The organism is Corallococcus macrosporus DSM 14697 (assembly GCF_002305895.1).
GTDB lineage: Bacteria > Myxococcota > Myxococcia > Myxococcales > Myxococcaceae > Myxococcus > Myxococcus macrosporus.
In genome coordinates, this window is the sequence record NZ_CP022203.1 from 1,047,323 (window position 1) to 1,059,506 (window position 12,184).

General features: G+C 72.0%; 11 protein-coding genes. 6 read left to right on the forward strand and 5 right to left on the reverse strand.

The window, feature by feature from the left end; genetic code table 11:
* Positions 1–129 precede the first annotated feature (129 nt).
* Positions 130–2,208, forward strand: coding sequence for a S46 family peptidase (locus MYMAC_RS04500; protein WP_095957176.1), 2,079 nt, complete (start codon positions 130–132; stop codon positions 2,206–2,208).
* Between the two features lie 129 nt (positions 2,209–2,337).
* Positions 2,338–4,221, forward strand: coding sequence for a serine/threonine-protein kinase (locus tag MYMAC_RS04505; protein WP_095957177.1), 1,884 nt, complete (start codon positions 2,338–2,340; stop codon positions 4,219–4,221).
* Between the two features lie 9 nt (positions 4,222–4,230).
* Here the strand turns inward: MYMAC_RS04505 and MYMAC_RS04510 are convergent, their stop codons facing one another.
* The gene (locus MYMAC_RS04510; RefSeq protein ID WP_157757447.1) at positions 4,231–4,398 is read right to left on the reverse strand and encodes a hypothetical protein; all 168 of its coding nucleotides are present in this window, start codon (positions 4,396–4,398) and stop codon (positions 4,231–4,233) included.
* 442 nt (positions 4,399–4,840) lie between these two features.
* Here MYMAC_RS04510 and MYMAC_RS04515 point away from each other — a divergent pair, with 442 nt between their 5' ends.
* A complete protein-coding gene (locus MYMAC_RS04515) occupies positions 4,841–5,440 on the forward strand; it encodes an adenylate/guanylate cyclase domain-containing protein (RefSeq protein WP_095957179.1) in 600 nt (199 codons plus the stop codon).
* Positions 5,441–5,491: 51 nt separating this feature from the next.
* Positions 5,492–6,139, forward strand: coding sequence for a glutathione S-transferase family protein (locus MYMAC_RS04520; protein WP_095957180.1), 648 nt, complete (start codon positions 5,492–5,494; stop codon positions 6,137–6,139).
* A gap of 55 nt (positions 6,140–6,194) precedes the next feature.
* Here the strand turns inward: MYMAC_RS04520 and MYMAC_RS04525 are convergent, their stop codons facing one another.
* The 4 genes from MYMAC_RS04525 to MYMAC_RS04540 form a co-directional block, all read right to left on the reverse strand.
* Complete coding sequence (locus tag MYMAC_RS04525; RefSeq protein ID WP_095957181.1) at positions 6,195–7,019, reverse strand: glycosyltransferase family 2 protein; 825 nt, start codon at positions 7,017–7,019, stop codon at positions 6,195–6,197.
* On the reverse strand, positions 7,016–7,615 hold the full coding sequence (locus tag MYMAC_RS04530; protein WP_095957182.1) for an HAD family hydrolase: 600 nt from the start codon (positions 7,613–7,615) through the stop codon (positions 7,016–7,018). Before MYMAC_RS04530 ends, MYMAC_RS04525 begins: the two co-directional genes overlap by 4 nt.
* Before the next feature lie 10 nt (positions 7,616–7,625).
* On the reverse strand, positions 7,626–9,521 hold the full coding sequence (locus tag MYMAC_RS04535) for a methyl-accepting chemotaxis protein (protein ID WP_095957183.1): 1,896 nt from the start codon (positions 9,519–9,521) through the stop codon (positions 7,626–7,628).
* Between the two features lie 97 nt (positions 9,522–9,618).
* Positions 9,619–10,059, reverse strand: coding sequence for a host attachment protein (locus tag MYMAC_RS04540; RefSeq protein WP_095957184.1), 441 nt, complete (start codon positions 10,057–10,059; stop codon positions 9,619–9,621).
* 196 nt (positions 10,060–10,255) lie between these two features.
* On the opposite strand from MYMAC_RS04540, the gene MYMAC_RS04545 reads away from it, so the two are divergent.
* The gene (locus tag MYMAC_RS04545) at positions 10,256–11,458 is read left to right on the forward strand and encodes a hypothetical protein (RefSeq protein ID WP_095957185.1); all 1,203 of its coding nucleotides are present in this window, start codon (positions 10,256–10,258) and stop codon (positions 11,456–11,458) included.
* A 2-nt stretch (positions 11,459–11,460) separates the two neighbouring features.
* Entirely contained in the window at positions 11,461–12,117 is a 657-nt protein-coding gene (locus tag MYMAC_RS04550; RefSeq protein WP_095957186.1) for a hypothetical protein, read from the forward strand.
* Positions 12,118–12,184 lie beyond the last annotated feature (67 nt).

The window sequence follows — 12,184 nt, forward strand, 5'->3', positions numbered from 1 at the left end:
GCACCATATCTGACGCGGCGCATGATACCTGTGGGGAATGCGTCCTCCGCCCGGAGGTTGACGCGCGCCGGCCGTCAAGCCCAGAGCCGGCAACCCCCACTCACAGTCACGACAGAAGGACGCCCGCACGTGGATCGCAGACTGCTCGCAATCGGCCTGCTCCTGTCCCTCCCCGCCGCCGCGGACGAGGGAATGTGGACCTACGACGCCTTTCCCTCCGACGCGGTGAACAAGGCCCACGGCTTCACGCCCACGCAGGCGTGGCTGGACCACGTGCGCCTCGGCTCGGTGCGGCTGGCCGGCGGCTGCTCCGCCAGCTTCGTGTCGCCGGAGGGACTGGTGATGACCAATCACCACTGCATCCGCGGCTGCATCGAGGACCTGTCCTCGCCGAAGAAGGACCTGCTGGCCAGGGGCTTCTACGCCAAAAGCCCTGCGCAGGAGCTGCGCTGCCCCAAGGTGGAGGCCAACCAGCTCGTGGAGATGACGGACGTCACCGCGCGGATGAACGCGGCGACGAAGGGCCTCACCGGCGCCGCCTTCAACACCGCGCTGAAGAAGGAGACGGCCGCGGTGGAGGCCGCCTGCGCGACCTCCGGTGATGTGCGCTGTGACGTGGTGACGCTCTTCAACGGCGGCAAGTACCACCTGTACAAGTACCGCCGCTTCCAGGACGTGCGGCTCGTCTTCGCGCCCGAGTTCTCCATGGCCGCCTTCGGCGGGGACCCGGACAACTTCAACTTCCCGCGCTTCGGCTTCGACGCGGCCTTCCTGCGCGTGTGGCGGGACAACGCGCCCGCGAAGAGCCCGCACTTCCTGCCGTGGGCGAAGCAGGGCGCGAAGGAGGGCGACCTCGTCTTCGTGTCGGGCCACCCCGGCGGCACCGAGCGCAAGGCCACCGTCGCCGAGCTGGAGTTCCAGCGCGACGTCAACCTGCCGTACACGCTGCTCCAGCTCGCGGAGCTGCGCGGCATGCTGCGCGAGTACGCGGGCGGTTCGGCGGAGCGCTTCCGCACCACGCGCTCCCTGCAGCGGGGCGTGGAGAACGGGCTGAAGGCGCTGCGGGGCCGGCTCCAGGCGCTGGCGGACCCGGCGCTGCTGGCGGGCAAGCGCGAGGACGAGGCGGCGCTGCGTAAGAAGGTGGAGGGCAACGCGCAGGTGAAGGCCGCCACCGACGGCGCGTGGGAGGAGATTGCCCAGGCGCTCGACGCGTACCGCCGCATGCTGCCGGAGTACCGGATGAAGGAGGCGGGGGACGCCTATCCCTCCGAGCTCTTCCGCATGGCGCGGCACCTGGTGCGCGTGGCCGAGGAGAAGGAGAAGCCCAACGCGGAGCGGCTGCGCGAGTACTCCCAGGCGCAGCTCCCCTCGCTGGAGCAGCGGTTGCTGCGCGCCGCGCCGATTACGCTCGAGCTGGACCAGAAGCTGCTCACCTTCGGCCTTACCCGCGTGCGCGAGACGCTGGGCGCCGATGACCCGTTCGTCCAGAGGGTGCTCGGGCGCGAGGCCCCCGAGGACCTCGCGAAGGCGTTGGTGCGGGGCACGAAGCTGGGCGACGTGAAGGTGCGCGCCGCGCTGCTCAAGGGCGGCAAGGCGGCGGTGGAGGCCTCCAAGGACCCGATGATTCTCTTCGCGCGCAAGGTGGACGCGGAGGCCCGCGCGGCCCGCAGGCGCTACGAGGACACGGTGGAGGCGGTGCTCAAGCGCAACGGCGAGCGCATCGCCAAGGCGCACCTGGCGGTGTACGGCACCGCCGGCTACCCGGACGCCACCTTCACCCTGCGCCTCAACGCCGGACAGGTGAAGGGCTGGGAGGAGAACGGCCGCCCCGTGGCGGCGCTCACCACCTTCGGCGGCGCGTATGAGCGGCACACCGGCAAGGACCCGTACAAGCTCCCGGACACCTGGCTGAAGGCGCGCGGCAAGGTGCCGCCCCAGACGCCGTTCGACGTGGCCACCACCAACGACATCATCGGCGGCAACTCCGGCTCGCCCTTGGTGGACCGCGACGGGCGCGTGGTGGGGCTCATCTTCGACGGAAACCTCCACTCGCTCGGTGGCAGGTACGCCTACGTGCCGGAGACGAACCGCGCGGTCGCCGTGCACGGCGAGGGCATCCTGGCCGGTCTGGAGCACGTCTACGGCGCCAGGCGCGTGGTCGACGAGCTGCGCGCCGCGAGCGACGCCGCCGTGGTCCCCGCGAAATAGTCGCGGCTCTCAAGACCTGAGAGGTTTCGTGAACGGGATTTGGGCCTTTTGAACGCCCTGGCCCCAGTGGCCAGGGCATGTCAGAGGGAGCAGGATAGAATCCGGCGCAAGGCTGAAATCCGGTTCTTCATGGCTCCCACGAAACCCAGTGACATCCCCCTCGGCACGGTGTTGAGGGAGACGTATGAGATTGCAGGCGTCCTCGGCCGGGGTGGCATGGGGACCGTCTTCCTGGCCAATCACTTGCGGCTGCCAGGGCGGCAGGTGGCCATCAAGGTCCTGCGGCACGACGCGGGGATGGGGCCGGAGGTGTTCGTGCGCTTCCGGCGCGAGGCGGAGATTGCCTCGAAGCTGGGCCACCCGAACATCGTCGAGGTGCTCGACTTCGACAGCCTGGAGGACGGCTCGCCGTACATGGTGATGGAGTGCCTGCGCGGCATGCCGCTGTCGCGCCGGCTGCGCAAGGGCCCCATGACGCTGGAGGAGGTCTTCTCCTGCGCGCGGCAGATGGGCTCGGCGCTCCAGGCCGCGCACCGCGCGGGCATCGTCCACCGCGACCTCAAGCCGGGCAACGTGTTCCTCGTCCCCACCGAGGTGGGCGGCATGGTGATGGAGCACGTGAAGCTGCTCGACTTCGGCATCTCCAAGGTCATTGACTCGCAGAGCGTGCACACCCAGGGCGGCATCCTGCTGGGCACGCCGCAGTACATGGCGCCCGAGCAGGCCACCGGGAAGAACGGCGAGGTGGACCCGCGCACGGACATCTTCGCCTTCGGGTGCCTGGTCTACGAGATGCTGGCGCGCCGGCTGCCGTTCCGGGACAGCGGCAGCCTGCCGGAGCTCATCTACCGCATCGTCTATGACCCGCCCGAGCCGCTGGAGGCGCTGGTGTCCGGGCTGCCGGACCATGTCATCGCGGCGGTGGAGAAGTCGCTGGAGAAGCGCCCCGAGGACCGCTTCGCGGAGGTGGGGGGCTTCATCACCGCGCTGACGGGCCGCGCGCTCCAGACGATGGGCGAGGTGCCGATGCTCACGCCGCTGAGCACGCCGCGGCTCTCGGTGGCGCCGGCGTCGAAGCCGGAGACGGTGCCTGGCAGGCGCCCGGGGGCGGACGGTGACGAGGGCGCGCGGCCCGAGGCCGGCAAGCCGGCCTTCCGGGAGACGGAGACGGTCAGCCTGGCCGCGCCGGTGTCGGTGGTCGGCTCCTCGCACGACGCCGCCACCATCGCCGAGCCGATGCCCGTGCCCTTGATGGAGGCCCCGCCGCCGAAGCCCGCCGTGGCGCGAGCGGAGGTCGTGCCCGCGCCCATCGCCCGCTCGCCGGTGGCCAGGCCGCCGGCCGTGGCGCCTCCGGGGCCGGGCGTCCGGAATCCGAAGGCCGCGCCCGTGGCGCGCGCCCCAACGCCCCGGGACGGCGCCGTGCCCGGCGTGAAGGCGCCCGCGGCCGCTGTGCCAGACGGAGGCGTGTCCGCGTCCCGGGGACCCAATCCCCCTCAGGGGCCCGCCCCCGCGGAGAAGCCCGTCCCGGCGCCTTCCCCGGACGTGCGCCGCACCCGCACGCCGCACCCGCCACCGCCCGCGGGCAGCGCGCAGGCCGGCGTCGCGCCGCCGAAGGGGGTCCCCGCGCCCATCGCGAGGTCCCCCGTGGTCGCGGGCCAGGCCGGTGGCGGCCGGCCGCCGGACGCGGTCCGCGCTGGAGCGCCCGCGCCCATCGCGAGGTCCCCCGTGGTCGCGGGCCAGGCCGGTGGCGGCCGGCCGCCGGACGCGGTCCGCGCTGGAGCGCCCGCGCCCGACTCGGGGGCCGTGGGGTCCACCGTGCTGCTGCGCTCGAAGACGGGCGTCGCCCAGTCCGGCTCGCCAGGCGTGCTCGCGGCTGCGCCGAAGCGCAAGCTGACCCCGCTCACGGTGGTCATCATGGTGGCGCTCGTGGTCGCCGTGGCCTTCGCCGTGTGGCCACGACCGGCTCCCCGCGTGGACGCGCCAGGGCAGCGCGCCGTGCCAGTCGCGGAGTAGGGGCCTGCTTCAGGCCGCGGCGGTGTCCGGCGGGATGACCGTGCGCGCCGCGAGCTTCAGGCCGTGCTCGGGCAGTGGCCAGGACGTGCCTCGCCCCGCTGGCGCCCAGCCCGGCTTGCGGCCGAGCAGGATGGCCTCGCGGGCGTCACGCGGCCTGGCCGCCGCGCTGTCCGTCATGCCGTTGCCCCGGCCCACGAGGTTCACCGCGAGCGTGAAGCCGGCCCTCCGGCGCCGCTGCCCGTGTCGGCCGGTGGGACCGGGGGGCCGTGTCCTGTCCGGCCCCGGACCGAACCCCACCTGGTGAGTTCGTCGCCCGACACGCCTCGACAGGACGCACCAGGGTGTTGGTGCGGCGCGTCAGTGTTTCCGTATCCTGATGAGGACTGACACATCGGCTCGTGTCACGTCCAACACCGTGCGTATGGGGCGCAGAGGGGCAAGAGGCCCCCGGGGGGAGCCTTCCAGCGCCGGTGCACCCACCGTGTGCGGCCACGTCGCCCCGGGGCGGATGGCTGTCCAGGGCCCGGTTCCAGTCGGGAGGGGGGCCCGACTGGGACCGGGAGCCCTGTGTGATGTAGCATCCATGACAATCTGTGCCGGGGGGAAAAGGGGATGCACGATGGTGGCGGAGGCTCCGGAACCCGGGAAACTATCGGCGATTCTCTTCACGGGCATTGAAGGGCCTGACGGGCTCTCATGGCGTGACGAGTCGCTCCAGGACGACCTGCGGGACGAGCACGCGTTGCTCGTTCGTGAGTTGTTGCCGCGCCATGGAGGGCGCGAGGTGAAGCGGCTGGAAGATGGCTTCCTCCTGGAGTTCGAGGGGGGCCCCGCCGCGGTGGATTTCGGTCTGGAGTTGCAGCGCGCGCTGGAGACCCGCAACGGAGATGTCTCCGCCGAGCGCCGGGTGGTCCTCCGCGTGGGTGTCCACCTGGGCCTGGTGGTCCACCGCGACGGCGAGGTGTTTGGCGAAGGCGTGAACCTGGCCGCGCGCATCGAAGCGCTGGCCCGCCCCGGCACGCTCTATGTCAGTGAGACGGTGGCGCGTCAGGTGGAGGGCCGTCTGGCTTCACCGCCGGTTCGCCTGGGCCGCGGAGAGATGAAGAACATCCGGTTGCCCGTGGCCGTCTACCGCATCGACCCGCCCGAGCACCGCCGCCGGGTGCCGCTGCTGTCGCGCATGCGCTCCTTCCTGGGACGCCGGAGCGCGGCGTACTGACGCGCACAAGCGCGGGCGGGCCTGGGTGTGCGGCGTTATAGAGGCCGCCCCATGCCCCAGCTCACGCTCGTCGTTGGTTCGAAGAACTACTCCTCCTGGTCCCTGCGGCCCTACCTCGCGCTGGCCCACACGGGACAGCCCTTCCAGGAGGTGGTGATTCCGCTCGCTGTGCCGGACACGGATGAGCGGATTGCCCGGTACTCCCCCAGCAGGCGCGTGCCGGTGCTCCAGCACGGCGACCTGAGCATCTGGGACTCGCTGGCCATCTGTGAGTACCTGGCGGAGACCTTCCCCGAGGCCCAGCTCTGGCCCCAGGACACGGCGGCCCGCGCCGTGGCCCGCGCCGTCACCGCGGAGATGCACTCCAGCTTCGCCGCGCTCCGGCAGCACATGAACATGAACCTGCGCGCGCGCAATCCGGGCAAGGGCCGCGCGCCCGGCGTGGCGGAGGACATCGCCCGCATCCAGGCCATCTGGAACGACTGCCGCGGCCGCTTCGGCCAGGGCGGGCCCTTCCTCTTCGGCCGCTTCTCCATCGCGGACGCCTTCTACGCCCCCGTCGTCACGCGCTTCGTCACCTACGGGGTGGAGCTGGACGCGGTGAGCGCGGCCTACCGCGACACCGTGCTCGCGCTGCCCGCGCTCCAGAAGTGGACCGAGGAGGGCAGGGGCGAGCCCGGCATCGCGAAGTACGACTGACCCTTCGCTGGGAGGGGAGCGGGGCGGTGGTCCCGCCTCGCTTCACTCGCGGCCGTCAGCCGAGCGCGCCGTCGCGGACGCGCGCGAACAGCTCGTCGTAGCGGCCCTCCGCGTAGATGCGCGTCAGCTCCGGATAGCGGCCCTGTTGCAGCTCGCGCAGGTACGCGTACTTCGTGGCGTGGTAGCCCGCCACGGCCCACGCCAGCCGCGAGGCCCCCGCGCCGCCTCGCCACAGCGCGCCCTTCAACATGCAGTCGCGCACCCAGGACGCCACGCGCTGCACGCCCACGGGCTTGAGGCGCCGCTGCTCGGCGTGCGCGCGCAGGGCCCACAGCAGGGCGTAGCGGTCCTCCTTCACCGCGCGGTTCTCCACCGACGTGGCGAAGCGGTGCTCGATGAAGGCGTGGACGCGCCCGCCCGCCATCTTCGGCAAGGCCTCGTGGACAATCTGCTCCGGCCGCCACACGGCCTTGTCCCGGCGCACCAGCCGGGCCCGCCACTGCGTGCGGTAGCGGAAGCGGCGCGCGCCCAGCTCGGCCCAGTCGCGGCGGGGCAGCCGGTACACGGCCTCGGTGGGGGAGGAGGCCTTCCACGCGCGCAGCGCCTCCACCGCCTCGGGGCCCAGGTGCTCGTCCGAGTCGAGGAAGAAGACGTAGTCACACGGCGCCAGGGCCCGCACCGCCGCGTCGCGCGCGGCGCCGTAGCCCCGCCACGCGTGGGGCACGGAGCGCGCGCCCAGGGAGCGCGCCAGCTCCGCCGAGCCGTCCGTGGCCCCGGAGTCCAGCGCCACCACGTCATCACAGAGGGCCAGCAGCCCGCGCAGACAGGGCTCCAGCGTGTCCTGGTTGTTCCGGTGCAGGACGTAGCCGCCCAGCTTCATAGGCCCAGGGCCTTGAGCTGCGCGTCGAACGCGTCGGCGGTCGTGAAGAGCCGGCCCAGGATGCCAACGGCCTCGGCGGCCTGGACGAACTCGGGCAGGTCGTCGAAGAAGACGGCCTCCTCCGGCGCGCAGCCCACGCCCGTGAGCGCGAGCCGGAAGATGGCCGGCTCCGGCTTCACGTGCCCCACCTCGCAGCTCATCACCACGCTGTCGAAGCGCTGGAGCACCGGCAGCAGCGGGCGCAGGTAGGCCACGTGCAGCGCGTTGGTGTTGGACACCAGCCCCAGGCGCACCCGCCCCGCCAGCGACTCGACGCGCGGCAGCACCGCGTCATGCAGCGTGAAGTGGCTGCTCCACAGCGGCGCGAAGGTCTCCATGGGCAGGTCCACGTCCAGCGCGCGGCAGACGTCCTGGCGGATGCCCTCCGCGCCCAGGATGCCGCGGTTGGCGTCCGTCCACCCCGCGCCCGTCAGGCGCCGGGCCACCTCCGCCGCCTCCAGGCCGGCGTGGGCGCCCAGCCGGGAGAAGAGCAGGGCGTTGTCGTGGAAGACGAGGACGTTGCCCAGGTCCAGCAGCACTGCCTTCACCTTCGCCATGGATGCTCCTTCAAATGCGGTAGGCGCGGGCCACGTCCTGCATCTGCTCGGACACGTCCTGGAGCAGCTTCGCCGCCCGGGTGGTGGCCGTCAGGCTCTCCTGGGTGTCGTTCATCATGGAGGACAGGTCCGTGACGGCGCTGAAAATCTGGGTGATGCCCGCGTTCTGCTGGTTCACCGCGCCGGCAATCTGCCGCACCGCGGTGGCGTTGTCCTGGATGATGGCGGCCAGCTCCTTCAGCCGCTCGCCGGTGCCCCGCACCTGCTCCAGGCCGGCCTCCATGTGGGTGTAGCCCGTCTCCGTCATCTTCGCGGTGGAGAGGATGGCGCCGCTCAAATCACCCAGGATTTCGCGCACCCGGTCGGTGGCCTGGATGGACTGGTCCGCGAGGCTGCGAATCTCGCGGGCCACCACGCCAAAGCCCTTGCCGTGTTCGCCGGAGCGGACGGACTCGATGGCGGCGTTGAGCGCCAGCATGTTGGACTGGTCCGCCAGGTCCTTCACCGTCTGGGTAATCCCGCCAATCTGCTGGGTGCGCTCGTTGAGCTGGGCGATGCGCTCCGTCATCTGCTCGGCCTGCGACAGGATTTCGGAGAAGCCGCCCAGGCTGTCGCGGATGGCGCCCTCGCCCGCGCGGCCCACCTCCTCGGCCGCGGAGGCGCGCTTGAGCACGTCCTCCGCCTTCTCCGAGGCCAGCAGCGAGGTCTGCTTGATTTCCTGCGCCGTCACCTGCGTCTGCTGGAGGGCGGCGGCCTGGCGGGCCACGTTGCGCTCCTGCTGCGCCGACGCCGTCTGCAGCTCCGCCACCGTCTCGCTGAGCACGCGCGTGCCGGTGTGCAGGCTCTGCGCCGTCTCGCGGAGCTGGAACACCAGCAGGCCGAAGGCGCCGGCCAGCTCGCCCACCTCGTCGTTGCCGGCCTTCACGTCCAGCGTCTGCGTGAGGTCGCCCTCGCTCACCAGCCGCGTCACCGCCGCGCGCAGGGCCAGCACCGGGCCGGAGATGCGGTGCGACAGCAGCCACGCGCCCACGACGGCCAGCACGATGAAGCCCACGGCCATCAGCAGCGCCACCCGGCGGACGCGCTCCACCGGGGCGTAGGCCTCCACCGGGTCCACCCGCGCCACGAAGTGCCAGCCATCCGCCACGTCGCGCACGTCCGCGCCGTTGACGGCCGTGACGGCCAGCCGCGCGTCCTCCGCGGTGGCGCGCTCCCCGCGCGAGTCGTACAGCACGGCGCCGTCCGGCCGCTGGAGGGTGAGCGAGAAGCTCTTCAGCGCGCGCTGGTGGGCGCGGGCCAGCGCCGGCTGCACCAGTTGGTCCACGTGCGCCCAGTCGAAGGCCGCCAGCAGCACGCCCATCCGGTGCTTGGAGACGGGGTCCAGCACCGGGAAGGCCAGCGACAGCACGCGGCCGGTGAAGATGGGGTGCTCGTCGGTGATGCCCTCGCTGGAGGTGCGCCCCTGCTGCGCCTCCGTGAACCAGGGGCTGCGCCGGACCTCGTCCCGCCGGTTCAGGTATTCATCGCGCAGGGCCGGGGTGTTGGCGGAGACGGCGAGGCCCGTGTCGTCGAAGACGACGATGCCGTTGAGGGTGAGGTAGCGGCTCTGGAGCACGCCCAGCATGGCGTCCGCTGGTGCGGCATCCCCGCGCAGCGCGGCGCGGACGGCGGGGTCCTCGGCCCAGCCGCGGGCGCTGGCCTCCCGTTCGGCCAGCGTGGACTCGAGCAGGTCCTTCACGCCCTCGGCCTCGCTCAGCAGCGATGCGCGAATCTGCTCTTCCATCACCTGCCGCGCGCTGCGGGCCTGGAGCCAGGTCAGCGTCAGCAGCGGGATGACCGACAGCAGGGTGGCGTAGAGCGTCAGGCGTCCACGGAGGGACTTGGTTCCAGGAAGAGAAAGAGCCATGTGGCGCGGCAAGGGGCGTGCGGGGGCCTCCCGGAAGGGTCGGCCCCCGTCCTATATCAGAGCCCCGGGGCTCCAGGGCCCTCCCGCGCCTGCTCGCCTAGATAAGGGGCACCCGGTCGGGAAGCTCCTTGGCCGGGACGTTGGAGTAGTCCGAGCCCACATCCAGCAGCACCCGCTGACGCACCCGGGTGCTCAGCATGCGGCGGATCCTCCCGAGGAACTCTGGCGGGGCCGCGATGACCAGCTTGTCGAAGTCATGACGGTCGTGCCCCTGGTCCAGGTACGCGGAGAGCTCGCGGGCGAAGCGGTCGTGCTCAAGTTCCTTGCGCCCATCCGGCTCATTCTCCACGGGGGGACCGTGCAGGGTGCCAGCGTTGGGGTTGTCCGCCTGCCTGAGCAGCTCGCCTTGATGGGCCCGGCTCTCCTCGTGGCGGAACTCCTCCACCAGCCGCCAGTCCTCCTCCGCCTTCGCGTCCGTCGCGAAGAGGCGGGCCCGGCTCGCGTTCCCCACCAGAATCCAGAGCGTCCCATTCGCCATGTCGTGCGTCTCCTTGCGCTATAGAGTGGGAGATGCGGACCCTTTCGGGCCAAGGCAAGCTTCCCCAGACGAGCCGCGCGCTCGCCGCGCGCAGGGCAGGCAGCCAGGCCCCGCGCCGCTGACGGGTTTTTCCGGGAGAGGGGGCGTCTGGGGCGCCTCATTCCGTTGCGCGGAGCGTCGCGATACAAGTGGGGACATGCGTATTTCCGTTGCTCCCGTCACTGCCCTGCTGGCGCTCGCGCTGCTGGCCGCTCCCTCGTGGGCCCAGGAACAGGGTGGACTGGGCCTGGACCTCACCTCGGATGCCCCCGCTGAGCAGCCGGGGATGGGCATGGGGTTGGACCTGCGTCCCAGCAATCCGGACGCGGACCTGCTGCCACGCTTCGCGCTGGTGGGCTTGTACGCCACGGAGCGCGCGGGCGCGCAGCAGGCTCCGGCCTGGCTGGAGGCGCTGGCGCGCGGGGCGCTGGCCACCGCCGTGGTGGCGCAGGCGTCGGACCTGCATGAGACGCAGGAGCGGCTGGCGGAGGGGCACGACGCGGCGGTGCGCTGCGCGGAGGCCGCGTGCTTCGCCGAGCCCGCGGAGCTGCTGGACGCGGACCTGCTGACCACCGCGCGCCTGTCGCTGGAGGACGCGGGCTGGACGCTGCGGACGTGGACCTATGACCGGGACCGCCGCGCGGTGCACGAGGACGCCGTGACGGGGCGCAACCCGGGCGACGAGGACTTCATGAACGAGGCCGCCGCGATGCTGTCCAGGCGGCTGACGGCGCTGGCCCGGCCGCGCGCGATGCTGACGGTGAACGTCAACGTGCCGCAAGCCGTCGTGAAGGTGGGCGAGCGCATCATCGGCGTGGGCAGCGTGGAGGTGCGGCAGATGCCCGGCAAGGTGGTGGTGGAGGTGTCCGCGGACGAGTACGGCACGCGCACGCGCACGCTGGACCTCCAGCCGGGCGCGCGGGAGACGGTGGAGGTGATGTTGGAGATCTCCGGTCCGGCGCCGGAGGGGCCGCCCGATGAAGACGTGGCCGGCGTGGCCTCCTCCCGGAAGGGACCGGGCAAGTCGCTGTTCAAGCGGCCCGCGCTCTACACCGCGCTGCTGGGACTGGCCGCGGTGGGCGCGGGCGTGGTGATGGGCCTGTCCGCCAAGGACGTGGAGAAGCGCGCGGGCGACGCGGACGGGGACGGCGTGTTCGACGTCACCCGCCAGGAGCGGCTGGACGCGCAGTCGCAGGCGAACCTGGCCACGGCGCTGCTGGTGGGCGGCGGCGCGGTGACCGCGGGCAGCGTGGCGTGGCTGGTGCTGGTGCCCGCGCGCGGCGCGCCCACGTCGCTGTCGCCGGGGACGGGCGGCGGCGCCTCCACGTCCCTGCACCTCATGGTCGGCGGGAGTTTCTAGAGATGATGAAGACCTTGGAAGCCCGGCTGCGCCTGGGGTGTGGCCTGTTGCTCGTCGCCAGCGCGGCGGGCTGTCGGGTGGAGTTCCCGGACGACGTGCCCTACACGTGCACGGAGACCGTGGACTGTGGCGGCGACGGCTACGTCTGCACGGCCCTTCCCGACGACGGGCCGCGCTACTGCTGCCTGCCGGACCCTGCGGAAGTCTGCAACAACGTGGATGACGACTGCGACGGCCTGGTCGATGACCTGGACACCCCTTGCTACACGGGCCCGGAGGGCACGCGCGACGTGGGGCTCTGTCAGGCGGGTGAGTCTGTCTGCACCCAGGATAACAGCACCGCGTGCGTGGGGCAGGTCCTGCCGGCCATTGAGAGCTGCAACGGCCTGGATGACGACTGCGACGGGGCGGCGGACGAGGACTTCGACCTGCAGACGGACCCGGGCCACTGCGGCGCGTGCAACAACGATTGCACCTTCCTCCAGGACTGTGTGAATGGCGTCTGCGAGCGCCGTCAGGAGCGGGACTGCGCCAACGGCGAGGACGACGACGGGGACGGCTTCTCCGACTGCCGGGACCTGGAGGACTGCAACGACCAGCCGTGCACGCGGCCGGATGGCGCCGCCGGCACGTGTCGGAGCAACTCGCTCTGCGAATGATGGCCATGCGCTCCGTGCACCACTGTCCGCCATCCCGCACTCTCCGAGGCTGGGTGGCGTACATGGG